Origin of the sequence: Streptomyces griseorubiginosus, from assembly GCF_001514195.1 — a bacterium.
Classification (GTDB): Bacteria; Actinomycetota; Actinomycetes; order Streptomycetales; family Streptomycetaceae; genus Streptomyces; species Streptomyces griseorubiginosus.
On sequence record NZ_KQ948745.1, the window covers coordinates 125,165 to 151,285 of the forward strand.

Below are 26,121 nucleotides of genomic sequence, written 5' to 3' on the forward strand. Positions count from 1 at the left end.
TGCAAGATCTACCCCTTCACGGCCGTGTACACATCCCATCTTGTGAATCGTGTTGACTCGGTTCACAGGCTCTGGTCTTATTGACCCAGCGAACGAAGCGGCCGCCGGATCAGGCGGTGGCCATCACGTGAGGAGGGGGTCACCCCTTTCGGCTCGCCTCGCCTCTTCACCGCACTTCACTCCATCTCGCCGTTTCACCACCAAGGAATCGCCATGCGTCGTACCGCACTTGCCGCCCTCTGCATCGCCGCCGCGGCCACCGCAGGACTCACCGGATGCCAGCCGGGCCAGGACACGGCGGACAACGGCACGGGCACGTCCAGCGCGTCCACCGCGACGGGCAAGCCGACCGCCGAGAAGGACCCGTTCGCCGGGCTGACCGGCGGGGAGATAGCCGACCGGGCCGCGAAGGCGACCACCGGCGCCTCCGCACTGCGCATGAAGGGCGACATCCCCGACGAGGAGAGCGGTGGCACCATCAGCCTCGACGTGGCACTGAACAAGAAGGGCGAGTGCGCCGGCACCATCGGCATGGGCAGCAAGGGCCAGGTCGACCTGATCAAGACCGGTGACCTCGTGTACATGAAGTTCAACGAGGCGCTGCTGCGCGAGCAGAGCAAGGGCGAGCCGAAGGCGAACACCGACGCGGCCGTGGCCATGCTGGCGGGCAAGTGGACCAAGACGAAGGCGACGGGCGCGAACGGCAAGGAGTTCGGGGACTTCTGCGACCTGACCAAGGTGCTCGGAGGCGCCGAGGACACCGCCTCCGACGCGAGCCGCGGGAAGACCACCACCGTCGACGGGGCGCCGGCCATCACGCTGCACGAGAAGGACGGCAAGGACCGCTACACCCTGTACGTGGCCACCGAGGGCAAGCCGTATCTGCTGCGGGTCGACAGCACGGCGGGGGCGGACCAGGGTTCGGTCGCGTTCAGCGACTTCGACAAGCCGGTCCCGGCGCAGAAGCCCGCGGGCGACATCCTGGACCTGGACGCCCTGGGCGGCTGAGCCGCCGGTGCCGAGGCGCCACGCCTGACGGCACGGCACCAGGACGCGGCACGCTCACAGGGCGTGCCGCATCCACACGTTGGGCTCCACATACACCGCGTACCCGCGCTCCGGCTCGCACCGCACCGGCACCAGCGCCCCCGGCACCTCGATGTCGCCCCGGGTGTCGAAGGGCAGCCCGGTCCAGTGACGCCACTGCTCCAGCGAACCGGCCACCGTCATCGAGGCGGGCGCCACCGCGTGCACGGCGGCACCGGCCCGGGCGTGCACACGCAGCCAGGGGTCCGCGGGCAGGCCGTCGGGCCGTACGCGACGGGCGTACTCCTCGATGGGCGTGTGCGGTTCCAGGTGCTTGGCGCTGGGACGGACCGGGGCGACGACCTCACTGAAGCCGTGCGCACGGGCGTTGTCGCGCATCGCCGAGAGCATCAGGGCGGACAGGCCCCGCCCCTGGAGCCGCGGATCGACGACGACCGAGACGGCACCGACCGTGTCGGGCCGCACGCCACGGCGCAGGTCCCCGAACGCCCACACCAGCATCTCGTCCCAGCCCCGGGCGGGCAGTTCGCCGCGCCCCTCGGCGTGGAGGGCGAACGGCACGCTGTGGGCGTGCGCGACGACCTCGCCCCGCTCGTCCTCGGCGAACAGCACGTACTCGGGGAGTTCGTCGGAGATCCGTCCGTAGTGGGCGTTGCCCACGGGGTCCTGTGTCACGAACTCCGGCCAGCTGTTGGCCATGCCGAGGACGCGCTCCCGCATCTCGGGACGCTCGGCGAGACTCGACAGCTTCGGCTCCATGCGATCACCGTAATGCGCGGTCCGCGCACCGGAAAGCGCATTTCCCCGCCCGTGGCCGATGCGCTGCGGCCTCTCAGTCCGCGTGGAACCTCGGCGGTGCCGCCGTCGGGTTGCCGCCGGTCGGCAGCTTCTGACCGGGGCAGCCCGAGAGGACCTTCTCCATCGCGGACTTCTCGGCGGCCGTGACCCACAGCTCGTACTTCTTCTTCACGGCGACCTGGGCGGCCACGTAGGTGCACCGGTACCGCTTGTTGGGCGGCAGCCAGGTCGCCGTGTCACCGTCCCCCTTGGAACGGTTGGTGCTCGCGTCGACGGCGATGAGGTTGAGCGGGTCGTTGGCCAGAGCTATGCGCTTGCCGGCGTCCCAGTACTTGGCGCCCTTCTGCCAGGCGTCGGAGAGCGCGACCACGTGGTCGATGTCGACCTGGCTGCGGCCCCGCCGGTAGGTCACCTCCTTGCCCGAGTAGGGATCCGACTCCAGCACGCCGTAGGAGACCTTGCACCTGCCGCGGGTGAACTTCACGTCCTCCAGGTCACGTTTGAGTATGTCGTCGCGGGTGTCGCAGTCGTTCGAGTCCGTGTCGGCCCACGCGGTGCCGAACCTGTCACGGTCGTAACCCGTCTTGGGCGCCCGGCCCTTGACAGTGAGCGACTTGGCGGCGCTGAGCGCAGCACCCGAGGCGCCCCCGGTCTCCTCCGGGCCACCCGACCCTGTGGTCGTCGTCTCCGCCTTGCACCCTGCCACGGCGAACACCATCACGACGGCAGCCGTGACCCCGCCCCTCAGACGCATCACGTGCGCCCCTCCCCTTGCAAACCGGTCCGCCCCCGCAAGGAGCGCCTTCCCTGACAGGGCGTTGCGCACACCGTAGCGATCGGGCGCACCGCGGCACACAGAGATGGGCCGGGAGGCCCTTCCGAGACCCCCTCGAGTGGGCATCAGGGACATAACGGCCGTATCGTCATTCTGAGTCACCTCTGGAAGGAGCTCTGGATGGGCATCTTCGACAGGTTCAAGAGCAACCGCCAGGTCCAGGACAAGGCCAAGGATCTGTCCGACATGGCGGAACGCAAGGCCAACGACCGGACGGGCAACAAGTACGAGAGCCAGGTCGACGACGCGCAGCAGAAGATCGAAGGGTCGCTCGGCATGGACCGCGAACGGCCCGACCGGCCCGACCAGCCGTAGACAGAGGCTCCAAGGCGGGCGGACGGACGCCGGCCTGCCGGGCACGGCCCGAGCGGGCCATTCCGCCGCGAGTTGAACCAGGCTGACCGAGAGGTCGCCCAAGGGCTCCCACGTTCCGCGGGCGGCCTCCCGCGTCCAACTAGCAACGGCCCGCCGAGCCAGAGCAGTTCAGCCGGCTCGAAGCGGCCGGTCACCCCTGGCCGGTCACCTCAGGCGGGTCTCCTCAGCGGCGCCCCCTGGCCGGTCCCCTCAGGCCGGTCACCTCAGCGGCACCCCCTGGCTGGCCACCCCAGCCCGGTCGCCTCAGGTCGGCCACGGCAGCACCGTCAGCTCCGGCCATTCCTCCTTCCAGCGGGCGGCCTTGGACTCGTAGACCTCCCTCGGGGCGAGGACCGGGTTGGGGCGGAGCACGAGGTTGAACACGTCCGAGAGGCCGTGCGGAGCGTAGACGCGCCACTCGCCGCCCGGCTCCAGCCGCACGCCCAGGCAGCAAGTCGTCGCGGCGAAACGGTCGATGGCGGACTCCGTGGAGTCGTAGGGCGGGCAGGGCACGCCGAACTTCCGCTCGTACCAGAGGTGCACCCGGGCCTCGTTGCGGATCTCCACCTCGGCCGGCAGCCCCTCGAACACCTCGCACCCCGCCTTGATCGCGGCGTCCTCGGCCTCCCAGGACAGATCGGTGTCGTCGAAGTAGAAGACGTCGTAGTCCCTGATGCCCTGGGTCGGAGGTCTGTCGGTGACCACGTTCCACACGGTCTGGAACAGGCAGCCCGCCGTCACGTACCAGCCCGGCAGGTCAAGCCTCGCCGCTCCGGCCATGACCTCGGTCAGGACCTCGTTGCGCTCCAAGGCCGAGCGGAATCCGTCCAGTTGTTCCCCGAGAGGGAGTCGTCCGAGCACCCGCCCTGCCTATCACGGTCAGACCCTGCCTATGCCCAGTGTGGTCTCCGAGGGGAGCAGTCCGGAGGAGAGCACCGCGACCCAGAAGTCACCGAGCAGGTCCGCGAGTCGGTCGGTGTCCGTCGCGCCGAGCAACTGCCATGGTTGGGCTGCCAGTTGGTCGGTCTGGTGTTCCACGCGGTGCCGGAGGTCGCGGCCGGCGTCCGTGGCCTCTCCGCTATCGTCGACCAGGCCGCGGGCCGTCAGACGCTCCCGCGCGGCCCGCCATTCGCCCGCGCTCCAGCCCCGGCTCCCGAAACGCTCGACGGAGGCGGCACCGATCGCGGCGAAGGAGACGAGTGACTCGACCGGGTCGAGTCCGGATACGAGCAGGGCCGCTATGTGGCCGTCTCCGCGGTGTTCGCGCAGGATCGTGGCCGCCTGCCACAGCTGGAGGTGCGGGGCGTCGGGCCACTCCAGTTCGGCGTTGGCCGCGGCGAGCGGGCGCCCCGCCGTGTCCACCGACTCGGCGGCCCGCCGGGCGAGTCGGGCGGCCTCCGCCAGCTCGGGGCCGTCGACACGGTCGCCGAAGAGGGCCCGGTAGGCGCGGTCGACGCCCCGCAGCCGGGCCGCCTTCACCGCGTGAGGATCGGCGACCGACCACGCCGAGTCCATGTGCTCGGCGACCATGCGTGGGCTGAAGCTGTAGAAGGCGGAGGCCACGCGCTCGGCGCCCACCGCCCCCAACGGCGCTGCACGCAGGGGGAAGTAGCTCGGCCAGCGCTCCTTCGTGTCGTACCCGAGGGCGGCCGCCTCCTCGAAGACCTCCGGCGCGTAGTACAGCACCGCGTGCAACGGCTCCAGCAGGTGCCAGAGCCGGCGCACCCGGGTCAGATCCACAGCACCGCCGACCGCGTCGGCAGCCGCCGCCTCATCGCCGTAGAGCGACATGACACAACCCCTCCCCCTCGTCCCGCCCCATTCGAACTTGACACTGACTAGATTGCCTCGCCGACTCGAACTTGTCAATGCCTAGATCCCGCGTACTCTGATGTCCATGGCACCCGCGCAGACCACGAAGCCCGACCGGCCCTACCACCACGGCGATCTGCGCCGGGCGATCCTCGGCGCCGCGCTGGACGTCATCGCGGCCGAGGGCCCGGCCGCGCTGAGCCTGCGCGACCTCGCCCGCCGGGCCGGGGTCTCGCATGCGGCCCCGGCCCACCACTTCAAGGACCGCACCGGGCTCCTGACCGCGATCGCCGCCGAAGGCTTCGGGCTGCTGGCGGCCGCGCTCAAGGAAGCCGCGGACCTCAAGGACGCGGGCGTGCGCTACGTCCGCTTCGCCCGCGAGCACCCGGCCCACTTCCAGGTGATGTTCGCGCCCGGGCTCCTGCGCGCCGACGACCTCGAACTCACCACGGGCCGGGCGCTGGCCACCGACGCCCTGCGCAGCGCGGTCTCGGGCGTCCGCGCCGAGGACTTCGGCATCGACGCGCGCCTCGCGGGAGTCGCCGCCTGGTCTCTCGCCCACGGCTTCGCCACGCTGCTGCTCAGCCACAACCTGGACGGCCCGGTCGGCGACAAGGACCCCGAGGAAGTGTTCCGAACCCTGGCCACGACGCTCTTCCGCCGAGCCGGCCTGAGCGGAACCCACGCCGCGAGCGCAGGGCCGATCTGAGCAGCGCGCAGGGCCCCGACTTGAGCAGCGCGCAGGGCCGACTTGAGCGGAGCCCGCGCGGCGAACGGGACGGTTACCGGCTGGACGCCGCCGGAACCGCCGCCGTCCGCGTCCGCGACATCCGCGTGCCTCTGGACTCCGGGCTCACCCTGGACGACGCCCGCGCCTCCCTGCCGTGCGCTCGACGGCGACCTCACCGCCGGTCGGCCCCCGCGACAGCCCTCCGGGTCGCCGCCGAGCGCCCCGCCGTCATGAACGCGCGCAGCACCGCGCCGCTCGCCCTACGAGACCGCCTCACGGCAGCCCTGCGAGACGCCACAGGCACGGCCGCCAACGACACGTGGGTACGGCCAGGGGCCCGACAGCAGGGCCACGCCCCCGCCTCAGACCGGCGCAGCCGAGACCACGGCCCCGCAGCGGACCACAGCCCACGAGACCACGCCTCCGGACCAGACCACACCCCCGCAAGGCCACGCCCCGGCAGCAGACCACACCCCGCAGGGCACACCCCACCGCTCAGCGCCCCGAGGCCACCGCCCCAACCCAGGCCCGCAGCCCCCGAGGCAAAGTCGCACACCTGACTCGCCCCCCCCCGGAGGGCCCCGCCCCACCCCCGCCGACCTGCCCCGCGTTCACGACCCCAGGATCGACGTCAGGAACTCCCCCACCCAGCCCAGCAGTTCGCGGCCGACCAGCGGCTTGCCGCCGACCTTCGCCGTCTTCGGGCGCGGTACCAGCACCTGGTGCACGGCCGGCTTGATGACGGTGCCCGGGTACAGCCGCTTGAGGCGCAGTTCCTGCGACTCCCGCAACTCCACCGGTGCGAAGCGGATGTTGGTGCCCTGGAGGACGATCTCGCCGACGCCGCACGCGCGTGCCAGCATGCGCAGGCCCGCCACCAGCAGCAGGTTCTCCACCGGCTCGGGCAACTTGCCGTAGCGGTCGACGAGTTCCTCGCGTACGGCCTTGATGTCCTCCTCGGTGTTGACCGAGGCGATCGCGCGGTAGGCCTGGAGACGCAGCCGCTCGCCCGGCGCGTAGTCGTGCGGGACGTGCGCGTCGACCGGGAGCTCGATCTTGACCTCCAGCGGCGGCTCCTCCTCGACTCCGCCTTCCAGGGAAGCCCGGTAGTCCGCGACGGCCTCGCCGACCATGCGGACGTACAGGTCGAAGCCGACACCCGCGATGTGCCCGGACTGCTCGCCGCCGAGGAGGTTTCCGGCGCCGCGGATCTCCAGGTCCTTCATGGCGACGTACATGCCCGCGCCCATCTCGGTGTGCTGGGCGATCGTCGCCAGGCGTTCGTGCGCGGTCTCCGTCAGCGGCTTCTCCGGCGGGTACAGGAAGTAGGCGTATCCGCGCTCGCGGCCACGGCCGACCCGGCCGCGCAGCTGGTGCAGCTGGGAGAGGCCGAAGTTGTCGCCGCGCTCGACGATGAGCGTGTTCGCGTTGGAGATGTCGATGCCGGACTCGACGATCGTGGTCGACACGAGGACGTCGAACTTCTTCTCCCAGAAGTCGACGACGACCTGCTCCAGGGCCTGCTCCGACATCTGGCCGTGGGCCGTGGCGATGCGCGCCTCGGGCACGATCTCGCGCAGTCGCGCGGCCGCCCGGTCGATCGACTCGACGCGGTTGTGGATGTAGAAGACCTGGCCCTCGCGGAGCAGTTCACGGCGGATGGCCGCGCCGATCTGCCGCTCCTCGTACGGCCCGACGAAGGTGAGCACCGGGTGGCGCTCCTCCGGGGGCGTGGTGATCGTCGACATCTCGCGGATGCCCGTGACCGCCATCTCCAGGGTGCGCGGGATCGGGGTGGCCGACATGGTCAGCACGTCGACGTTGGCGCGGAGCTTCTTGAGCTGCTCCTTGTGCTCGACACCGAAGCGCTGTTCCTCGTCGACGATGACCAGACCGAGGTCCTTGAACTTGGTCTCGGAGGAGAACAGCCGGTGGGTGCCGATGACGACGTCCACCGAGCCCTCCCGCAGCCCCTCCAGGACGGCCTTCGCCTCGGTGTCGGTCTGGAAGCGGCTGAGCGCCTTCACGACCACCGGGAACTGGGAGTAGCGCTCGGAGAACGTCCCGAAGTGCTGCTGCACCAGCAGGGTCGTGGGGACGAGGACCGCGACCTGCTTGCCGTCCTGCACGGCCTTGAAGGCGGCCCTGACCGCGATCTCGGTCTTGCCGTAGCCGACGTCGCCGCAGATCAGGCGGTCCATGGGGACCGACTTCTCCATGTCCTCCTTGACCTCGGCGATGGTGGTGAGCTGGTCCGGCGTCTCCGCGTACGGGAAGGCGTCCTCAAGCTCGCGCTGCCACGGGGTGTCCGGGCCGAAGGTGTGCCCCGGTGCCGCCATCCGCGCGCTGTACAGCTTGATGAGGTCGGCGGCGATCTCCTTGACGGCCTTCTTCGCGCGCGCCTTGGTCTTCGTCCAGTCGGCTCCGCCGAGCCGGTGCAGGGTGGGCGCCTCACCGCCGACGTACTTGGTGATCTGCTCCAGCTGGTCGGTGGGGATGTAGAGCCGGTCGCCGGGCTGGCCGCGCTTGGCGGGGGCGTACTCGACGACGAGGTACTCGCGCGTGGCGCCCTGCACGGTCCGCTGGACCATCTCGATGTAGCGGCCGACGCCGTGCTGCTCGTGGACGATGTAGTCGCCGGTCTCCAGGGTGAGCGGGTCGATGCTCTTGCGGCGCCGGGCGGGCATCCGGGCGCCGTCCTTGCCGGCCGCCTTCTGCCCGGTCAGGTCGGTCTCGGTGAGCACGGCGAGCTTCAGGGAGGGGTCCACGAAGCCGTACTCGATCGAGCCGCACGCCACGTGCACGACGGACGGGCTCAGGGAGGCGAGCTCCGCGTCGAGACGGGCCGCGATGCCCTCGCCGCCCAGCACCTCGACGGTACGGGCCGCGGGGCCGTGGGCCTCGGTCACGAAGACCGCGCGCCAGCCGTCGGCGAGCCAGCCCTTGGTGTCGGCGAGCGCCTTGGCGGTGTCGCCGCGGTAGGTCTCGGGGGCGTGCATGCCCAGCTTGAGGGTGTCCGCCTCCAGTTCGAGGTCCGCCGCGAACGGCGACACGGACCACCACATCATGTCCAGCTCGCGCGCGCGGTCCCGGACGTCGGCGATGGACCACAGGGAGGCCGCGCCGACGTCGATGGGCGCCTCGCCGCCGCCCGCGGTGGCCGCCCAGGAGGCCTGGAGGAACTCCTGCGAGGTGGCCACGAGATCGGACGCACGCGTGCGCACCCGCTCCGGATCGCAGACGACGGCCATGGCGCCCTTGGGCAGGACGTCGATCAGGAGCTCCATGTCGTCGACGAGGACGGGGGCGAGGGACTCCATGCCCTCGACCGCGATCCCCTCGGCGATCCTGCCCAGCAGTTCGCCGAGCTCGGGGTGCTGCTCGGCGAGGGCACGCGCGCGTGCGCGGACGTCGTCGGTGAGCAGGAGTTCGCGGCAGGGCGGGGCCCACAGGCCGTGCTCGGCGACTTCCAGGGAGCGCTGGTCGGCGACCTTGAAGTAGCGGATCTCCTCGACGTCGTCGCCCCAGAACTCGACGCGCAGGGGGTGTTCCTCGGTGGGCGGGAAGACGTCGAGGATGCCGCCCCGGACGGCGAACTCGCCGCGCTTCTCGACGAGCTCCACGCGCGCGTACGCGGCCGCCGCGAGGGCCTCCACGACGGTGTTCAGGTCGGCGCTCTGGCCGGTGCGCAGGGCGACCGGTTCCAGGTCGCCGAGGCCCTTGACCTGCGGCTGGAGCACGGATCGCACGGGCGCGACGACCACGGAGACCGGGCCGGTCTCGGGGTCGTCGGGGCGCGGGTGCGCCAGCCGCCGCAGGACGGCCAGGCGGCGGCCCACGGTGTCGCTGCGGGGGCTGAGCCGCTCGTGGGGCAGGGTCTCCCAGGACGGGTACTCCACGATCCCCTCGGACGGCAGCAGGGAGCGCAGGGCGGCGGCCAGGTCCTCGGCCTCGCGGCCCGTCGCCGTCACCGCGAGCACGGGCCGGCCGGCCTCACGCGCGAGGGCGGCGATGGCGAAGGGACGGGCCGCCGGGGGGCCGACCAGGTCGACGTGCATGCGGTTGCTGTCCTGGGCGGCCGCGATCGCTTCCGCGAGGGCGGGGTCCTTGACGACGGCGTCGAGCAGACCGTGCAGGCTCATTCGGGGCGGCTTTCGTCCGAGGGGGGCTGGGCTTTGCTTGGGTGCGGCTGGGGGTGGGCAACGCGAAGGGCCCGACACGGGGACCGGCCGGGGGGTCTCCAGCCTACGACGCGGCGCCGACAGCCGCGGGGGCTGTGGACGACGCCGGCCCACCTGGCACACACCCTGTGGACGACGCCAGCCCCCCCCTGGCACACACCCTGTGGACGACGCCGGCCCACCCGGCGCACCCCCTGTGGACAACCCGCCCCCTGGCACCCCGCGCACGGCGACCGCCCTCGCGCACGAAAACCCGGCGCCGAGAAGTCCCCCGTGACTTCTCGGCGCCGGGCGTTCCCCCGCTTCCCCCGTCCCCGGAGGCCGCTACTCGGTCGCGATCGCGTTCAGCACGTTCATCCGGCCCGCCCGGAACGCCGGGATCAGTGCGGCGAACAGGCCCACGAAGGCCGAGCCGATGAAGACCGCGATGATCGTCGGCCAGGGGATGTCCAGGACCTTCAGGCCCTCCAGGGCGAGGAGCTTCTGGGCGGTGGCGCCCCAGCCCATGCCCAGGCCGAGCCCGAGCAGCGCACCGAAGAGGGCGATGACCACAGACTCCATGCGGATCATCCGCCGCAGCTGGCGCCGCGAGAGGCCGATCGCCCGCATGAGCCCGATCTCCCGGGTCCGCTCGACCACCGAGAGCGCCAGGGTGTTCACGACCCCCAGGATCGCGACGATGATCGCGAGCGCCAGCAGGCCGTAGATCATGTTCAGCAGCTGACCGATCTGGTCCTTGAACGCCTCCTTGTAGTCGGTCTGGTCGCGCACGGTGTACTGCGGGTAGTCGTGCAGCGCCGACTTCAGGGACTTGTACGCGGCGTCCTGCTGACCGTCCTTGGCGTTGGCGAACACCAGCTGGTCGAGGGGCATCTTGTCGGCCGGCACGTACTTGGCGAGCGTGGCGATCGACATGTACTTCGAACCCGCGTCGATGACGACGTCGCTGCTGGTGATCGCCCGGACCGTCAGCTCGGCGGTCGCGCCGTCCTTGAAGGCGACCTTGATCTTCGAGCCGAGGTGGACGCCGTGCGCCTTGGCGAACTTCTCGTGCACGGACATCGAGTCGGGCTTGTAGGCGTCGGCGAGCTTGCCCGCCACCGTCTTGGTCCGCAGGTCGCTCGCGTAGGTCGGGTCGGCCGCCGTGATGTCGGTGTCCTTGAGCGTCTTGCCGTCGGGGGTCGTGTAGTCGGCCCGCGCGATCTTGTACTCGGTGACGTGCGCCAGGCCCGGCGTGTCCTTCATGGCCTTCACCGCGGCCGGGGTGACCAGCTGCCCGCTGTCGGACTGGACGATGAAGTCGGTGCCGACGGTCTTGTCGAGCTCGTCGGTGGCCGAGGCGACCATGGACGAGCCGACGACCGCCAGACAGGCGACCAGCGCGAGGCCGATCATCAGGGCGGCGCCCGTGGCACCGGTACGGCGCGGGTTGCGCAGCGCGTTGCGCTCGGCCAGGCGGCCGATCGGACCGAACATCCTGAGGACGAGCGCGCCCAGGACGCGCACCACCCCGCCGGCGAGCAGCGGTCCGATGACGACGAAGCCGATCAGGGAGAGCACCACGCCGAGGCCGAGCCACAGGGAGCCCTCCTTGGCCTTGTCGGCCGCGGAGGCCAGGTAGAGCGCGTAACCGCCCCCGGCGGTCAGCACCGTGCCCACCAGGGCCCGTACGCGGCCCGCCTTGGCGTCGGCCGGGGCACCCGCGTCGCGCAGGGCGGCCATCGGGGAGACCTTGCCGGCGCGGCGGGCCGGGAGCCAGGCGGCGAGGACGGTGACGACCACGCCGAGGAGCAGGCCGACCACCGGGGTCGTCCAGGCGATGGTCAGGTCGCTGGTCGACAGGTGGATGCCCAGGGAGCCCATGAGCTTCATCAGCCCGACCGCAAGGCCGACGCCCGCGCCGACCCCCAGCACGGACCCGAACACGCCCAGGAGTAGCGCCTCGACGAGCACGGACCGGTTGACCTGTCCGCGGGAGGAGCCGACGGCCCGCATCAGCCCGATCTCCCTCGTCCGCTGCGCGACCAGCATCGAGAAGGTGTTGATGATCAGGAAGATGCCGACGAGGAAGGCGATCCCGGCGAAGCCGAGCATCGCGTACTTCATGACGTTCATGAAGCCCTCGACGTCCTTCTGGTTGGCGTCGGCGGTCTCCTTGGCCGTCTGCACCTTGTAGCCGCCGCCGAGTTCGGCCGCGACGTTCTTCTTCAGCTGGGCGTCGGTGACCCCGGAGGCGGCCGTGACGTTGACGTTGGTGAACACGCCCGTCCTGCCGACCAGCGTCTCCTGGGCCGTCTTGGTGTCCAGGTAGAAGATCGCGGCACCGGGGTTGGTGACCTCGAAGGCGGCGACGCCGGAGATCTTCGCCGTGTGCGTGCCGATCGCGCTGATCACGCCGATCTCGTCACCGAGCTTCAGGTGGTGCTTGTCGACGGTGTCCTGGTCGACCATGACCTGGCCGGAGTTCTTCGGCGCCGCCCCGGAGGTGATCTTCATGGTGCGGGCGTCGTTGCCGTTCCAGCTGCCGACGATGGTCGGGCCGCCGCCGGACGGCGAGAGGCTGTCCTTGTCGGCGTCCACGACGGTCACCGAGGTCGAGAAGACGGTCCCCTCGGCCGTCTTCACGCCCTGCGCCTCGCGCACCTTCGTCAGCACCGTGGCCGGCATGACCGGCGGTCTGCCGTTGTCGGAGGTGGTCTCGCCGCTGTCGGAGGCGCCCTTGGCGCTCACCGTCACGTCCGAGGAGGTGGCCGCGAAGAGCTTGTCGAAGGTGGTGGACATGGTGTCCGTGAACACCAGCGTGCCGCAGACGAAGGCGACCGACAGCAGGACGGCGACGGCCGACAGGGCCATGCGTCCCTTGTGCGCGAAGAAGTTGCGCATGGAGGTCTTCATGACGGTCATGACGTGCGCCCCCGGGCGTCGAAGTCCTTCATGCGGTCCAGGACGGCCTCCGCGGTCGGCTTGTGCATCTCGTCGACGATCCGGCCGTCGGCGAGGTACAGCACGCGGTCCGCGTAGGAGGCGGCCACCGGGTCGTGCGTGACCATGACGATGGTCTGCCCGAGCTCGTCGACGGAGCGGCGCAGGAAGCCCAGCACTTCGGCACCCGCGCGCGAGTCGAGGTTTCCGGTCGGCTCGTCACCGAAGATGATCTCGGGCCGGGCGGCCAGGGCGCGGGCCACGGCGACGCGCTGCTGCTGGCCGCCGGAGAGCTGGGTGGGCCGGTGCTTGAGTCGGTCGGAAAGTCCAACTGTCTCGACGACCCTGGCGAGCCACTCCTTGTCGGGCTTACGGCCCGCGATGTCCATGGGCAGCGTGATGTTCTCGAGCGCGTTGAGCGTCGGCAGCAGGTTGAAGGCCTGGAAGATGAACCCGACCCGGTCCCGGCGCAGCCGCGTGAGCTTCTTGTCCTTCAGGCCGGTGATCTCGGTCTCGTCCAGATAGATCTGACCGCTCGTCACGGTGTCGAGTCCGGCGAGGCAGTGCATGAGGGTGGACTTGCCGGACCCCGAGGGGCCCATGATCGCGGTGAACTGTCCGCGAGCGATGTCCACGTCCACATGGTCAAGGGCGACGACACGGGTCTCACCGGACCCGTACGCCTTGACGACCTGCCGCGCTCGCGCGGCAACGGCCGTACGCCCTCCAGTGCCCCCGTGCCTGGTGATGGTCACAGCCGATGTCACGGTATGTCTCCTATGTCGGTCAGCGAAAAAACAGTGAGGACCCAGCCGATCAGCAGGCGATCGGTGCGGTCGCTCGATTACGGCGTCTTGTTACGGCGTCCTGTTACGGCGTTCAGTCTGGTGCGCGGTGCGGTCCGGCGCGCTGGTGCTCAGCACCCTCTTCTACGGGGGAAAACCCCACCCCCGTCGATCCGGCCGCCCCTCCCCCACCGCTCCCCAGCGGCGTAAAGCCAGGTTAAGGACGCACCGTGACCCTTCTCCTCCTCCAGGGGTACGAACCCTCCCCGAGCCGTAGGAGGGAGGTACCCCTAGGGGCAGTCCACCGACGGGTGGAGACGATCTAGGGGTTCGGTCCACCCGCCGATGCCGTCAGGCTGCGCCCTGCCGCGGCGTGAGGGTCAAGTGGGAAGCTGTCGTCCGGCAGATAGATGCAGGGGGAAGGAATCCGGGTGGACGACACCAAGCCGGCCGTGGGCGAATCCGCGCGGCCCGTCTCCACGCACCGGCGCGGAGCCGTCGTGGCGGCCCTGATGCTCGCGATGGCGCTCGCAGCCCTGGACGCCACCATCGTCTCCACGGCGGTCCCGCAGATCGTCGGCGACCTGGGCGGCTTCTCGGTCTTCTCCTGGCTGTTCTCCGGCTACCTGCTGGCCGTGACGGTGACCCTGCCGGTGTACGGCAAGCTGTCGGACACCTTCGGACGCAAGCCGGTGCTGGTGGTGGGGGCGGCGGTGTTCCTGCTCGGCTCCCTGCTGTGCGCGTCGGCGTGGAACATGGGCGCGCTGATCGCCTTCCGGATCGTGCAGGGCCTCGGCGGCGGCGCGCTCCAGGGCACGGTCCAGACGCTCGCCGCGGACCTCTACCCGCTGGAGGAGCGCCCCAGGATCCAGGCCAAGCTGTCCACGGTGTGGGCGGTGGCGGCGGTCGCGGGCCCCGGCATCGGCGGGGTCCTGGCCGCCTACGCCGACTGGCGGTGGATCTTCCTGGTCAACCTGCCCATAGGCGCGGTGGCGTTGTGGCTGATCGCCCGTCATCTGCGGGAGCCGGCCCGCGAAAGCGCCGCCACGCGCGCGCGTGTCGACTGGGCGGGCGCGCTCGCGGTGTTCGCGTGCGGGGGCGTGCTGCTGACGGCCCTCGTGCAGGGCGGGGTGGCGTGGGCGTGGCTGTCGGGGCCGTCCCTGGGCCTGTTCGGCGCGGGGCTCGCCCTGGTGGGCGTCGTGGTCCTGATCGAGCGCCGGGCGGCCGAGCCGATCATCCCCGGCTGGGTGTGGCGGCGCCGGACCATCGCCGCGGTGAACCTGGCACTCGGTGCGCTCGGCCTGCTCATGGTGGCCCCCACGGTCTTCCTGCCGACGTACGCCCAGTCGGTGCTCGGCCTCACCCCGGTCGCCGCCGGATTCGTGCTGTCCGTCTGGACGTTGAGCTGGCCGGTGTCGGCGGCGCTGAGCCAGCACGTGTACCGGCGGATCGGCTTCCGCAACACGGCGATGCTGGGCATCGGTTCGGCCGCCCTGATCCTCTTCGCGTTCCCCTTCCTCCCCTACCCGGGCGCGGCCTGGCAGCCCACGCTGCTGATGCTGCTCCTGGGCGGCGCCCTGGGCCTGTTCCAACTCCCCCTGATCGTCGGGGTCCAGTCGACGGTCGGCTGGGCGGAACGCGGCACGACGACCGCGTCCGTCCTGTTCTGCCGCCAGACCGGCCAGACGGTGGGCGCGGCACTCTTCGGCGCGGTGGCCAACGGCGTCCTGGCGGCCCGTCTCGGCGGCGCGAGCGACCTGGACTCCGTCACGCGCGCGCTGGACGCGGGTACGGCTCCCGAGGCGACCCGCGCGGCCATCGCGGACGCGGTGCACGCGGTCTATCTGGGAGCGGCGGGGGCGGCGGCACTGGCGTTCGTGGTGCTGCTGGCGCTGGCACCGCGCCGCTTCCCGGTGCTCAAGGAGCAGTAGCCCGGAGCGGAGTCCGCGCACCTGACGTAGGCACCCGAGCACACTCCGGCATGGCCAAAAGTCCGAGTTAACGGGGGTAACACCCCAGGTCAGAGAAGTAAGCGCATACCGACCAATCAGTTTGGTGAAAGGGCTGTACAACTCCGAACCGGCCGGTAACGTGCGGGGCTCCGCTCACTCCTCCACCCCCCAACTCCCTGCGGTCCACCGCACTGGACCCGAGCCGCGCAAGGAGCCCCGGGATGTCCTACGACCGCTCCCAGCCCTACCCGACCTACCCCTGGCAGCCCCCCGAACCGCCGCCCGAACCCGCACCCCGGCCGCCGCGCCACCGCTCCCCGATCGGCCACCACAGCGATCTGCGGGTCCTGCGCGGCGCCTACCGCCGACAGCGCCGCATCGCCACCTTCACCGCGCTCGGCTACTTCACGCTCTTCCTGGTCCTGTCCGCCTGCGCACCGGCCTTCATGGCGGGCGGCGGCACCGAGGGACTGCCCACCGGGCTGCTCCTCGCCCTGCTCCAACTCCCCGTCACCTGGCTGGCGATCGCCCTGTACGAGCACACCGCCCGCCGCTCCGTCGATCCGCTGGCCGACCGCATCCGCAAGCAGTCCGAGGTGGACGCCAGGCGCGGGGCGGTGGCCCGATGACCGGCTTCAGCGACTCCGCGCAGGCGATGAGCCTGGTGGCGTTCTCCGCCGTCGCCACCCTCACCCTGCTGCTCTGCGTGATGACCGGCCCGGACCGCGACGACCTCGACGAGTTCTACACCGGGTACAGCTCGCTGTCCCCCATGCGCAACGGCCTCGCCATCGCGGGCGACTACATCTCCGCCGCGACCGTGCTCGGCACCGGCGGGGTCATCGCGCTGTTCGGCTACGACGGTGTCGTCCTGGCCCTCAGCACCGCCCTGTCGCTGATGCTGCTGATGTTCCTGCTGGCCGAACCCCTGCGCAACGCGGGCCGGTTCACCATGGGCGACGCGTTCGCGCGCCGGATGCCGGGACGTGCCGTACGGATCGCCGCGTGCCTGGTCACCCTCGCCGCGCTGCTGCCGCTGATGCTGGTGCAGCTCGCCGGGGCGGGCCAACTGCTGGCGTTCATCCTGGGGTTCGACGGCGACACGCTGAAGACCGGGTTCATCATCGGGCTCGGCATGCTGATGATCAGCTATGCGGCCATCGGCGGCATGAAGGGCACCGCGCTCATCCAGATCCTGAAGATGGTCATGCTGCTGGGCTCGGGGGCCGTGGTCGCCGTCCTCGTCCTGCACCGGTTCTCCTGGGACCCGGGCGCCCTGTTCGACGCGGCGGCCCGGCAGAGCGGGGTGGGACGGGACTTCCTCAACCCGGGGCTGGAGTTCGCGGCCGGGCCATACCCCCGCATCGACATGATCACCTCACAGTTGGCGGTCGTCATCGGCGGGGCGTGTCTGCCGCACGTCACCATGCGCATGTACACCGCCTCCAGCGCGCGTCAGGTGCGGCGTTCGATGTCCTGGGCGGTGTCGTCGGTGGCCGTGTTCGTGCTCGTCATCACGGTCGTCGGGGTCGGCGCGACGGCGATGATCGGGCGGGAGGTGATCGCGGAGGCGGATCCGCAGGGCAACACGGCGTACCTGCTGGGGTCGCGGGCGGCGTTCGGCCCGGAGGTGTCCACCGGGGAGACGTTTCTCTTCACCGCGGTCACCACGGCGCTCTTCCTCACCCTGCTGGCCTCCGTCGCCGGCATGATCCTCGCCTGCGCCAACTCCCTCGCCCATGACGTGTTCGCGACCCGGGCGCGGTCGACGGCACCGCACCGGGAGATCCTGACGGCCCGCGTCTCGGCGCTGGCGGTCGGCGTCCCCACGATCTTCCTGGCGACGCTGATCCAGCACCGCAGCCTCCAGCCGCTGGTGATCCTGTCCTTCTGCGTCGGCGCGTCCGCCCTGGCCCCCGCCCTCGTGTACAGCCTCTTCTGGCGGCGCTACACGCGCACGGGACTGCTGTGCACGCTCATCGGCGGCACGCTGACCGTGCTGGTGCTGATGCCGGGCACGAACCTGGTGTCGGGGTCGCCGGTGTCCGCGTTCCCCGCGGCCGACTTCAACTGGCTGCCGTTCACCACGACCGGCCTCGTCTCGATCCCGGCGGGCTTCGCCTTCGGGTGGCTCGGGACGGTCGTCTCCGGACGGGGCAAGGCGGAGGAGCAGCGGCGGCAGTACGAGGCGGTGGAGGGGTGGATCCTGGCGGGGGCGGTCCGGAGGGAGACGTAGGAGGCCGTCATTCGGCTGCGGGTGGTTCGAGGTTGCTCGCGGCCCCTTGAGCGGGTTCGGTGTAGCTCCTTCAGGGGCGCGGGGCTGTGTTGAATCTGCGGCTACCCGCCGCGCGGGCGCGACCAGCCCCCACTCACCCGCAGCCGAACGACGGACCAGGGCCCCGTCACTCCGTCGTCGCCCTCCCCGTGAGCGCGGTCAGGCTGCTGCGCACCTGGTCCATCTGTGCCTGTACGTCGTCCCAGCACTGCCCGTGCTCGCGGAGGATCCGTTCCGTCTCCCGGGCGACGCGCTCCTCCTCGGCCCGCGCCACGGCGAGGATCTCCGCCGCACGCGCGTGTGCCTCCTCCTCGCACCGCTCCACCGCGGCCTCCGCCTCCGCGAAGTCCCGCTTGGCCGCCGAGAGGAGTTCCTCGGCCCGCGCCACCCGTTCGGCGCCGCGCGCGTCCAGCACGGCCGCACGCTCCTCCTCCGCGCGCTCCAGCTCGGCCACGCGCTCCGCGTACTCCTTGGCCTGCTCGTCAAGCTTGGCGAGGGTGCGCTGCCGTACCTCGCGCACGGCGGCGAGCGCCTCCCCACGCCCCTCCTTCACCTGACGCCTGGCGGCGATCCGGATCTCGTCGGCCTCGGCGCGGGCGGCGAGCAGACGCTGGCGAGCGCGTTCCTCGGCCTCGGAGCGCACGGTGTCGGCATGCGCCTGTGCGGCATCCCGTACGCCGTCCGCGTGCGCCCGCGCCTCGTCCACGAGCCGTCGCGCCTCCTGCCGGGCACCCTCCCGGACGGCCGTGGCCTCGTCCTGTCCCAGCTCGAAGAGCCGTCGCGCACTCTCGCCGAGCGACTCGTACGTCTGCGGGGCCAGGGTCGCCACGACCTCCCGCAGCCGGACCAGCTCCGCCTCCATGTCCCTGGCGAGCACGGTGAGCCGCGCGGCGCGTTCCCACGCCGCGTCGCGGTCCCGGGACAGGGCGGTGGCGAACGCGTCGACCTGATCGGGGCGGTAGCCACGCCCCCGTACGGCCACGAACCCCTGGGGCGACACCGGTGCGCTGCTCATCCTGGGAACCCTCTCCGCCGATACAACCCGAACGGACACAAAATGATGATTTCGCGCACATCTTGATGTATCGGACGGAAATGTTCATAACGCGACACTCCGCGGGCACTCCGCAGGCACTCCGCGCGCACTCGACGGGCCCTCGGCAGACAGGGCACGCTCGTCGCACCCGGTCGTCGCGCCGGGCATCGCCCACGCGAGAGGGCCGGACCCCGGTCGCACGACCCGGATCCGGCCCTCTCACCCACGCGTGGATCAGCGGCGGGGCGGCGTCACAGCAGCCCGTCCCACATCTCCTCGAGCAGCACCGACCACCAGCTCTCCGGCGACCCCAGCGCAGCCGGGTCGAACGAGGCCAGCTGCGCCTGGAAGTCGACGGTCCAGCGGCCCGCCTGCTCCTGGTTGAGGCCGAAGCGCAGCCGCCACATCCGGCCGAGCAGCGCGAGACAGCGCTGGAACTCGGGCAGACCGGTGTTCACGAACTGCGGCGGCACGGGCGCACCACCCGGGCCCGCCTCCACGGGTACGGCGACGATGTTCGCCGTCCCGTACTGCACACAGATCGCCTTGCCGAAGTCGCTGCCCGTGACGAGGTACGAGCCCGCGTCGGAGGCCGGCCGCACCCCGCGTTCGGCGGCGAGTTCCGCCAGCGTCGGCACTGGGCGCCCCGGCTGGGCCTGCGCCCAGAAGAACGGGCCCATGTCCAACGGCAGCCCCGCCACCACCAGCGAGTGCGCGACGACCGGCGGCACGCCCTGGCGGTCCACGGCGATCTGCTCGAACCGGAAGACGCCCGGACCGAACGCGGCCCCGAGTTCCTGGGCGATGCCCTCCGGGGGGATCGGGGGCGCGGCCTGGACCGGCGGCAACGGGGCACGCACCGGTGCCGGGCGAGCGGGACCGTCCGCCACCTGGTGCAACTCGCCCTGGTGGGCCAGCAGTTGCTGCATGCCCTGCTGGCGGCTGGCGTGATCCGTGCCGTAGGGCGCGATGCTGGTGATCCGCGCCTGCGGCCACTGCTCCCGGATCATCCGCGCGCAGTACGCGCCCGGCAGCTCGCAGGACTCCAACTCGGTGTGCAGCTCCAGCACCTGGTTCGGCGGCACGTTCATGGCGCGCAGCTCGTGGAAGATCTGCCACTCCGGATGCGGTGTCCCCGGCGCGGAACGCCGGATCAGCTGCTGCTCCGACCCGTCCTGCGCGCGGTACCGCAGCACGGCCTGGTAGCCGGGACCGACGGTGGGCTGCGACTGCTGGGGATAGCCGTAGGCCGGCGCCGGCGCGGGAGCGGGCTGCCCGGGAGGCGGAGGAACGGCGCCGGGCGGCGGCGCCATCGGGCCGGGGTGAGCCGGCACGGCACCGGGGGGTGCTACGGCTCCTGGCGGCGGGGGCGGTGTCGCGCCGGGCGGGGCCGGGGGCATGCCGGGGGCACCGGGAAAGGGCGGGGCCGTGGACAGGACGGTCTCCGCGTGATGGACGCCGCCGGGCACACCGGGGGGACCCGGAACCTGCGCCGGACCGGGAGCGCCGGGTGGCGGGGGCGGGGGCGGGGTGCCTGGCGCACTTGAGGTACCGGGCTCGTTGGGGAACACCTGCGTTCCGGACGCACCGGGGCCATGGGGGAACGCCGAGCCACCGGACGTGTTCGGGGCTTCGGGAAACGCAGGCCCGCCGGACGTGCTCGGCGCAGCGGGGAACGCGGGTGCACCAGACGTGTCCGGCGCAGCGGGGAACGCAGGCCCGGCAGACGTGTTCGGGGCTTCGGGGAACGCGGAGGCCCCAGGCGCACCCGGACCACCGGAGGCACCCGACGCACCCGGCGTACCCGGACCGCCGGACGCACCCGGCGCACCCGGAAACGCCGGACCACCAGAAGCATTCGGAGCCGCCGAAGCACCAGGAGCCCCCGGACCACCGGACGCACTCGGGGCGCCCGGCCCACCCGACGCCCCAGGGAATCCCTGCGTCCCCGGCGGAGGCGGAGGCGGAGGCGGCGGCACCGGGCCAGATCCGGCGCCGGTGCCCGGGGCAGGCGGCGCGCCCGAGTTCGAGGGCCCCTCGGCCCCCGGCGCCGACACGAACTGGGTAGGCACGTACCCCCCACCCGCGGCGGACGGCGGCGGAGGCGGAGGCGGCGGAGTCGAGCCCCCGCCCTGCGCAGCACGCCCGGGAGGCGCCAACTTGCTGGTGGCGAGATCGGCGATGTCACCGGCACTCGGCGCGGGCGCCGGAGCACCAGGCGCCCCCTGCGGGTACCCGTACGAGGCCGGAGCGGGCGCAGCCGGAGCCACGTCATCCGCACCCGAAGCACCCGAAGCACCCGCCGCCCCCGGAGCACCCGGAGCACCCGAAGCACCCGAAGCACCCGGCCCACCAGAACCCTGCGGATAGCCGTACGAAGCCGCACCCGAAGCCGGAGCCGGCGCACCCACCCCCGGCGCACCCACCCCCGGCCCACCCGACGCACCCGCACCCGGCCCACCCACCGTCTGCGGATAGCCGTACGCCGACCCACCAGCGCCAGACCCACCAGCGCCGGACCCGCCAGCGCCAGCCCCGTCGGCCCCCGCCCCCCTCGCCGCATCCGAGACCTCCGCACCCGCCGGAACCGCGTCCTCCACCCCGTTCCCCGGCGGCGAGAACACCGTGTCCGGCAGCGCCACGGACAGGTCCTCACCCTCACCCCCGTTGGTGTCGGTCCCGGTCCAGGGCCGTGCCGCCGAGGCCGCCCCCGCACCCCCGGCGGAAGAAGCCCCGTCACCGGAGGAGCCGGCGTCGTCCCCGAGCCCCAGCTTGTCCGCCGCGTCCTGCAACCACTCCGGCGGAGTCAGCAGGAACGACGTCTGGTTCAGGTCCACCCGGGCCGCGGGCGCCGGCACCGCGTCCTCGGGGCCGCCGTCCCGTCCGTACTCCTCCTCGTAGCGCCGGATCAGCTCGCCCACCGGCAGCGCGGGCCACAGCGTGGCCTCCCCGCTGTCCCGGGCGATCACCAGCCGCTGGGCGCCACCGTCGGAGCGCGGTCCGTCCGCCCGGTCCTCGGCCCACACCACGAACCCGAGGCCGAACTCCCGTACCCGCACCTCACGGTGCTGGTACGACGGCACGTCCCCGTTGATCCACTCCTCCGCGCGCTCCTGCGCCTGCGCGAACGTCACCATCGCTGAAGCTCACTCCCCCGACACGGAAGAAGACACGGGAACGGAACGGGCGAACCCGCCGTCCACCATCAGGTTCGCCACCGTCTCCAACTCCGGTGGATTACCGGCCAGTCGGGACAGGAACACGTCGAAGTCCGCACCGCACGGCAGCAGCAGCCGCCGTACCCGCTCGGCGGGCGGCAGCGAGGGATCGGTGTCACGGGCGTCGTCGTAGGCGCAGAACCAGACCGAACCGATCTCCTCGCCCTTGACCTTCACGGCCAGCAGTCCGCCCTGGACGAAGCCGATGCCGAGGTAGTCCTTGGTGAGGTGGTCGCGCAGGCACTTGTTGACGTAGACGAGGTCGTTGACCGCCGCCTCGTCCCGCACGGTGAAGAACGGCTGGTCCACCAGCAGCCCCAACTCCGCGTCCAGCGCGGCCCCCACCGGCGCGGAGCCGCCCGCCGCCTTCAGGAACGAGCGGTAGGCGCCCGGCAGCCGGTAGCCGAGGTCCTCCTCGACCCCCAGCACCTGGGACTCGGTCACCGCCACCGACGACTTGGGCAGCCCGAAGTGCGCCGGACGCGTCTCCTGGAGAGGCCGCGTCCCGCGCTTGTTCTGGTCGACGCGGGTCGTCGCGATCCCGCCGTGGTGCCGCAGCAGCGCCTTGACCTCCACCGGGACCAGTTCGAGGCGGCGCGTGCCCACCACGTGGTGCCAGGTCCAGCCGTGCGGTGTCGCCACCGCAGGGACCGTGTCCCACAGGTCGTGACCGGTCGCCGCCAGCGCCGCGTTGGCCGACACGTAGTCCGTCAGCCGCAGTTCGTCGACCCCGAAGCCCTCCGGCGGCTCGGCGATCTCGGCGGCGGCACGCGCGTAGGGCGAGAAGTCGGGGTAGCCGCGCTCGTCCACCCGTACCCCTCTGGGATGACGCGCGGCCCGGACCGGATCCGGGAAATGCACGACCTGCCCGGCATAGGCCGCGTTCGGCGGCGCGGCTTTCTGCCCGAGCCGACCTGTCGTCATCGCTGAAGCCCCCTGCGGCGCTCTGGTACGAGGCGCGGCGGCTCCCCCTCGCGGGGCGGGCCGTCACGCACCGTATCGACTGTCTCGTCCGCCTCCGCGCGTCAACCGCGCGCATCGCGGCGACCACTTGGATCGCGGTGCGAACAGCCTATGCGGTACGACGACGCCGGTCACCGGCCGCCGGTCAGGCCCGCTCCGCTTCCGTGACCAGCCGTCACCCCGCCGTGACAGCGCGGTCGAACCCGGGCGTGTCGCACCGCCCCAGCTTCCGCACCAGCCACGCCGTTTGGCAGTCTGTGACCTCCGGGGGGATGCTCGGGAGGGGATGACGATCATGAACACGACGCAGACGGGACCGCACCCAGGGCCGCAGGACGGCACCACGGCAGGCCTGAACGGCCACCCGCACACGGGTCTCGGCGGCGATCCCCGCATCGGCTGGAGCAGCGCCGAGAGACCCCACGCGCCCGCCCTCCACCACCGCCGCGACGGCATACTGCCCACCGTCGCCGCCGCCCTCTCCGTCCGCGGCGCCACCCTCACCTCGACCGCCGCCCGCGGCGACGAGGCACCGCAACTGCACCCGCTCGTCCAGGACTTCCTCGACACCCTCGGCAGCGACCGGCGCGACCGCTTCACCGGCCGCTGTGCCGAGACCATGCTCATATCCCGGCAGATCGCCGCCGCCGACGCCGCCCGCAGCAAGCGCGCGGCGCGCAAGCCCATGACCAACGGTGAGGCCCGTCGCGCCCTCAAGCAGGCCAAGCTCACCGCCCGCCGCATCCGGGAGGACGGCGACCCGCTGCACGGCAGCTTCGCCGCCCCCTGCCGCGCCTGCACCGCCCTGAGCGCCCACTTCGGCGTACGCATCGTCGACCCGACGACGGACGGCGGCTGACTCCTCCACTCCCCCACCCACCGGCACCACCCGCACCACATCCGCACCACCAGCACCACCGCACCACCCGCAAAACGGCGCCCCGCTCCTCGGCGCCCGCCCATGACCTCGACGAACGCGAAGGGCAGATGCACCCCGACCGCACGCACAGCACCCGTTTCCCCGTCCCCGTCGACGCCGTCCTGCGCGCCGCCGGCTGGCTCCCCGGACGCTGGGACATAAAGCAGGCCGAGATCTGGGCCGACGCCCTGCGCGAGCACACCTCACCGGCCGGACACCGGCACGCCGTGTTCCCCGCGGCGGTCGAGGTCTGGGCCGAGTTCGGCGGACTGCACCTGGCCCCCACCGGCCCCGGCCGCCAGGTCGCCCCCGCCCATCTGCACCTGGACCCGCTGCACGGCCTCCACATGGCCCGCACCCTCGCCGACCTCGGCCGCGCCCTGGACACCGAGGTCTGCCCGCTCGGCGCCGAGACCGACACCCACGCGCTGCTGGCCATCGACACCGAGGGCCGGGTCTACGCCCTCGACCACACCGGCGACTGGTACCTCGGCCCGGACATCGACCAGGCCCTGTCCGGCCTCATAGCCGGCATCGAACCGGCCCGCCTCACCGCGGGCTGACCACAACCGGGCCCCCACCTCCGGTCGAACCGCCCCGCCCCACCGCCGGCCGAGCACAACGGGGCCCCTGTGCCGCCGGGCGAACCAGGCCCCTACGCCGCCGGAATCACCGCCGACACCCGGAAACCCCCCGCGTCCGTCGGCCCCGACACGAACACCCCGCCCAGCGCGGAGACACGTTCCTTCATCCCGACCAGGCCGTTGCCCCCCGAGGGCAGCCGGGCCGAGGCCGGGGACGGGACCTCCGGCGGCGGTTCGTTCTCCACCTGCATCGCGATCTCCGACACCCGGTGCGCCAGCCGTACGTGCGTCTTCGCGCCCGCCGCGTGCTTGTGGACGTTCGTCAACGCCTCCTGCACCACCCGGAACGCCGTCTGCTCGATCTCCGCGGCGTACGCCCGCGCGTCCCCCTCGACGGACAGGTCCACGACCATCCCGGCCGCCGCCGACTGCCCGATCAGCGCGTCCAGGTCGTCCAGACAGGGCCCGTCGGTCTCCTCCACCACCCGGGTCGCCGCGGCCGCCGCCGCCACGCCCACCGCGACCAGCGGCACCGCGTCCCGCTCCCGCCGGCCTGAGCCGTCCCCGCTGCGCAGCACCCCGAGCATCTCCCGGAGCTCGGTGAGCGCCTGCCGCCCCATGTCCCCCACCAGGGCCGCGTTCTTGACGGCCTTCTCGGGGTCCTTGCGGGCGACGGCCTGGAGGGCGGCCGCGTGCACCACCATGAGGCTCACCCGGTGCGCGACGACGTCATGCATCTCCCGGGCGATGCGGGTCCGTTCCTCGTTGCGCGCCCACTCCGCGCGCTCCTCGGCCCGCTCGGCCAGCAGTTGGAGCTCCCGCTCCAGGCTGTCGGCCCGCTCGCGCAGGCTCTCCATGAGCCGCCGCCGCGCGCCGACGTACAGCCCGAGCAGTAGGGGTGGCGCGGTCATCCCGATGGCGGTGGTGATGGAGACGAAGGGGACGAACCAGTCGCCCAGGTCGAGGTCGGCCCGGCCCGGGTCCTGCCGGACCCGCACGAACATCACGATGAGCATCCCGACGAGGGACATGCCGGCCAGGGAGCCGATGATCCGGCGCGGCAGCTCCGACGCGGCGAGCGTGTAGAGGCCGACGATGCCCATCAGGTAGCCCATCTGGGCGGGGGTGATCGCGATGCTCACGAGCACCACCGCGATCGGCCACTTGCGGCGGACGACAAGTACCGATCCGGCCAGCACGCCGAACACGATCCCCGCGGCCGTCGGGATCCCGGCGTCCTCCGCGAACCGGATCCCCTCGAACGCACACTCCACCGCGGACGCCGAGGCCAGGCCCACGTCCAGTACCGCACCGCGCCACCGCACCCACCACCACGGCCCCTGCTGAGCCGTGGTGGAGTCTTCCCCCGTCGTGGTCATGCCTCCAGCCTACGGTCGCCCCGTGCCGGATTTCCGGCGACTTTCGACGACTGGTTCACACCACTTCGAGTGACCGGACGACCACAGTCGTGTGCGACGGGGGCCACAGAAACAGGTGGTGCGTGCGGGAGCGCGCCGATCTACACCGTCGCGTCGGGGGCCGGTGGTACGGCATAGTAGGAGTCGCCACTCGGCCACCTGACCGTTTGTCCGGTTCGGCCAAGTTTGATCCCCCGTGGTGTAATTGGCAGCACCGTGGCTTTTGGTGCCATTTGTCCGGGTTCGAGTCCTGGCGGGGGAGCCACAGCACACCGGAACGGCGCACGGGCCC

19 protein-coding genes and 1 tRNA gene are annotated in these 26,121 nt (G+C 72.0%); 9 read left to right on the forward strand and 11 right to left on the reverse strand.

The genetic code is table 11. The annotated features are described in order from the left end of the window. Positions 1-213 precede the first annotated feature (213 nt). Positions 214-1,008 (forward strand): hypothetical protein, encoded by a 795-nt coding sequence (locus AQJ54_RS37260; protein WP_062245289.1) that lies wholly within the window; start codon positions 214-216, stop codon positions 1,006-1,008. A gap of 54 nt (positions 1,009-1,062) precedes the next feature. On the opposite strand, the gene AQJ54_RS37265 is transcribed toward AQJ54_RS37260, so the two are convergent. Together AQJ54_RS37265 and AQJ54_RS37270 are read right to left on the reverse strand one after the other, a co-directional pair. Continuing rightward, positions 1,063-1,806, reverse strand: coding sequence for a GNAT family N-acetyltransferase (locus tag AQJ54_RS37265; protein ID WP_062029992.1), 744 nt, complete (start codon positions 1,804-1,806; stop codon positions 1,063-1,065). 73 nt (positions 1,807-1,879) lie between these two features. Next, the gene (locus AQJ54_RS37270; protein WP_107121217.1) at positions 1,880-2,599 is read right to left on the reverse strand and encodes an HNH endonuclease family protein; all 720 of its coding nucleotides are present in this window, start codon (positions 2,597-2,599) and stop codon (positions 1,880-1,882) included. 201 nt (positions 2,600-2,800) lie between these two features. Between AQJ54_RS37270 and AQJ54_RS37275 the strand changes: the two genes are divergently transcribed. Beyond that, the gene (locus AQJ54_RS37275) at positions 2,801-2,995 is read left to right on the forward strand and encodes an antitoxin (protein WP_062245293.1); all 195 of its coding nucleotides are present in this window, start codon (positions 2,801-2,803) and stop codon (positions 2,993-2,995) included. Positions 2,996-3,298: 303 nt separating this feature from the next. Here the strand turns inward: AQJ54_RS37275 and AQJ54_RS37280 are convergent, their stop codons facing one another. Further along, the gene (locus AQJ54_RS37280; protein WP_062245296.1) at positions 3,299-3,895 is read right to left on the reverse strand and encodes a nucleotidyltransferase family protein; all 597 of its coding nucleotides are present in this window, start codon (positions 3,893-3,895) and stop codon (positions 3,299-3,301) included. A gap of 18 nt (positions 3,896-3,913) precedes the next feature. Then, entirely contained in the window at positions 3,914-4,825 is a 912-nt protein-coding gene (locus AQJ54_RS37285; protein WP_062245299.1) for an SCO6745 family protein, read from the reverse strand. A gap of 106 nt (positions 4,826-4,931) precedes the next feature. On the opposite strand from AQJ54_RS37285, the gene AQJ54_RS37290 reads away from it, so the two are divergent. Beyond that, on the forward strand, positions 4,932-5,555 hold the full coding sequence (locus AQJ54_RS37290; protein ID WP_062245598.1) for a TetR/AcrR family transcriptional regulator: 624 nt from the start codon (positions 4,932-4,934) through the stop codon (positions 5,553-5,555). A gap of 632 nt (positions 5,556-6,187) precedes the next feature. Here the strand turns inward: AQJ54_RS37290 and mfd are convergent. The 3 genes from mfd to AQJ54_RS37305 form a co-directional block, all read right to left on the reverse strand. Continuing rightward, a complete protein-coding gene (mfd, locus tag AQJ54_RS37295) occupies positions 6,188-9,718 on the reverse strand; it encodes a transcription-repair coupling factor (protein ID WP_030317417.1) in 3,531 nt (1,176 codons plus the stop codon). A 363-nt stretch (positions 9,719-10,081) separates the two neighbouring features. After that, on the reverse strand, positions 10,082-12,661 hold the full coding sequence (locus AQJ54_RS37300) for an ABC transporter permease (RefSeq protein WP_062245302.1): 2,580 nt from the start codon (positions 12,659-12,661) through the stop codon (positions 10,082-10,084). Then, positions 12,658-13,446 carry an ABC transporter ATP-binding protein gene (locus AQJ54_RS37305; RefSeq protein ID WP_062030006.1) on the reverse strand — a complete coding sequence of 263 codons (789 nt, stop codon included), beginning with the start codon at positions 13,444-13,446 and terminating at the stop codon, positions 12,658-12,660. The genes AQJ54_RS37300 and AQJ54_RS37305 overlap by 4 nt, the downstream gene beginning before the upstream one ends. Positions 13,447-13,895: 449 nt before the next feature. On the opposite strand from AQJ54_RS37305, the gene AQJ54_RS37310 reads away from it, so the two are divergent. From AQJ54_RS37310 to AQJ54_RS37320, 3 genes are all read left to right on the forward strand, one after another. Then, positions 13,896-15,395: an MFS transporter gene (locus AQJ54_RS37310; protein ID WP_107121218.1), complete on the forward strand. Its 1,500-nt coding sequence runs from the start codon at positions 13,896-13,898 to the stop codon at positions 15,393-15,395. A gap of 242 nt (positions 15,396-15,637) precedes the next feature. Continuing rightward, the gene (locus tag AQJ54_RS37315) at positions 15,638-16,045 is read left to right on the forward strand and encodes a DUF485 domain-containing protein (protein WP_062245306.1); all 408 of its coding nucleotides are present in this window, start codon (positions 15,638-15,640) and stop codon (positions 16,043-16,045) included. Next, positions 16,042-17,652, forward strand: a complete 1,611-nt coding sequence (locus AQJ54_RS37320) for a sodium/solute symporter (RefSeq protein WP_062245309.1) — start codon at positions 16,042-16,044, stop codon at positions 17,650-17,652. Before AQJ54_RS37315 ends, AQJ54_RS37320 begins: the two co-directional genes overlap by 4 nt. A 166-nt stretch (positions 17,653-17,818) precedes the next feature. Here the strand turns inward: AQJ54_RS37320 and AQJ54_RS37325 are convergent, their stop codons facing one another. The 3 genes from AQJ54_RS37325 to AQJ54_RS37335 form a co-directional block, all read right to left on the reverse strand. Continuing rightward, positions 17,819-18,706 (reverse strand): DivIVA domain-containing protein, encoded by an 888-nt coding sequence (locus AQJ54_RS37325; protein ID WP_062245311.1) that lies wholly within the window; start codon positions 18,704-18,706, stop codon positions 17,819-17,821. 272 nt (positions 18,707-18,978) lie between these two features. After that, complete coding sequence (locus tag AQJ54_RS37330; protein WP_062245313.1) at positions 18,979-21,864, reverse strand: SUKH-4 family immunity protein; 2,886 nt, start codon at positions 21,862-21,864, stop codon at positions 18,979-18,981. A gap of 9 nt (positions 21,865-21,873) precedes the next feature. Beyond that, positions 21,874-22,869, reverse strand: coding sequence for an SMI1/KNR4 family protein (locus AQJ54_RS37335; RefSeq protein WP_030317434.1), 996 nt, complete (start codon positions 22,867-22,869; stop codon positions 21,874-21,876). Between the two features lie 325 nt (positions 22,870-23,194). Between AQJ54_RS37335 and AQJ54_RS37340 the strand changes: the two genes are divergently transcribed. Together AQJ54_RS37340 and AQJ54_RS37345 are read left to right on the forward strand one after the other, a co-directional pair. Further along, positions 23,195-23,767 carry a YwqJ-related putative deaminase gene (locus tag AQJ54_RS37340; RefSeq protein ID WP_079070189.1) on the forward strand — a complete coding sequence of 191 codons (573 nt, stop codon included), beginning with the start codon at positions 23,195-23,197 and terminating at the stop codon, positions 23,765-23,767. Between the two features lie 128 nt (positions 23,768-23,895). Next, positions 23,896-24,390 carry an SUKH-3 domain-containing protein gene (locus AQJ54_RS37345; RefSeq protein ID WP_062245316.1) on the forward strand — a complete coding sequence of 165 codons (495 nt, stop codon included), beginning with the start codon at positions 23,896-23,898 and terminating at the stop codon, positions 24,388-24,390. 92 nt (positions 24,391-24,482) lie between these two features. Here the strand turns inward: AQJ54_RS37345 and AQJ54_RS37350 are convergent, their stop codons facing one another. Beyond that, positions 24,483-25,790 (reverse strand): sensor histidine kinase, encoded by a 1,308-nt coding sequence (locus tag AQJ54_RS37350; protein WP_062245319.1) that lies wholly within the window; start codon positions 25,788-25,790, stop codon positions 24,483-24,485. A gap of 229 nt (positions 25,791-26,019) precedes the next feature. On the opposite strand from AQJ54_RS37350, the gene AQJ54_RS37355 reads away from it, so the two are divergent. Then, positions 26,020-26,094: transfer RNA gene (locus AQJ54_RS37355), tRNA-Gln, on the forward strand. The last annotated feature ends 27 nt before the right edge of the window (positions 26,095-26,121 follow it).

Coding starts and splice junctions, on each gene's coding strand:
- AQJ54_RS37335 (WP_030317434.1), bottom strand. CDS start 22,869: ATGACGACAGGTCGGCTCGGGCAGAAAGCCGCGCCGCCGAACGCGGCC.
- AQJ54_RS37285 (WP_062245299.1), bottom strand. CDS start 4,825: ATGTCGCTCTACGGCGATGAGGCGGCGGCTGCCGACGCGGTCGGCGGT.
- AQJ54_RS37345 (WP_062245316.1), top strand. CDS start 23,896: ATGCACCCCGACCGCACGCACAGCACCCGTTTCCCCGTCCCCGTCGAC.
- AQJ54_RS37270 (WP_107121217.1), bottom strand. CDS start 2,599: ATGCGTCTGAGGGGCGGGGTCACGGCTGCCGTCGTGATGGTGTTCGCC.
- AQJ54_RS37265 (WP_062029992.1), bottom strand. CDS start 1,806: ATGGAGCCGAAGCTGTCGAGTCTCGCCGAGCGTCCCGAGATGCGGGAG.
- AQJ54_RS37290 (WP_062245598.1), top strand. CDS start 4,932: ATGGCACCCGCGCAGACCACGAAGCCCGACCGGCCCTACCACCACGGC.
- AQJ54_RS37325 (WP_062245311.1), bottom strand. CDS start 18,706: ATGAGCAGCGCACCGGTGTCGCCCCAGGGGTTCGTGGCCGTACGGGGG.
- AQJ54_RS37340 (WP_079070189.1), top strand. CDS start 23,195: ATGACGATCATGAACACGACGCAGACGGGACCGCACCCAGGGCCGCAG.
- AQJ54_RS37260 (WP_062245289.1), top strand. CDS start 214: ATGCGTCGTACCGCACTTGCCGCCCTCTGCATCGCCGCCGCGGCCACC.
- mfd (WP_030317417.1), bottom strand. CDS start 9,718: ATGAGCCTGCACGGTCTGCTCGACGCCGTCGTCAAGGACCCCGCCCTC.
- AQJ54_RS37300 (WP_062245302.1), bottom strand. CDS start 12,661: ATGACCGTCATGAAGACCTCCATGCGCAACTTCTTCGCGCACAAGGGA.
- AQJ54_RS37315 (WP_062245306.1), top strand. CDS start 15,638: ATGTCCTACGACCGCTCCCAGCCCTACCCGACCTACCCCTGGCAGCCC.
- AQJ54_RS37320 (WP_062245309.1), top strand. CDS start 16,042: ATGACCGGCTTCAGCGACTCCGCGCAGGCGATGAGCCTGGTGGCGTTC.
- AQJ54_RS37275 (WP_062245293.1), top strand. CDS start 2,801: ATGGGCATCTTCGACAGGTTCAAGAGCAACCGCCAGGTCCAGGACAAG.
- AQJ54_RS37330 (WP_062245313.1), bottom strand. CDS start 21,864: ATGGTGACGTTCGCGCAGGCGCAGGAGCGCGCGGAGGAGTGGATCAAC.
- AQJ54_RS37350 (WP_062245319.1), bottom strand. CDS start 25,790: ATGACCACGACGGGGGAAGACTCCACCACGGCTCAGCAGGGGCCGTGG.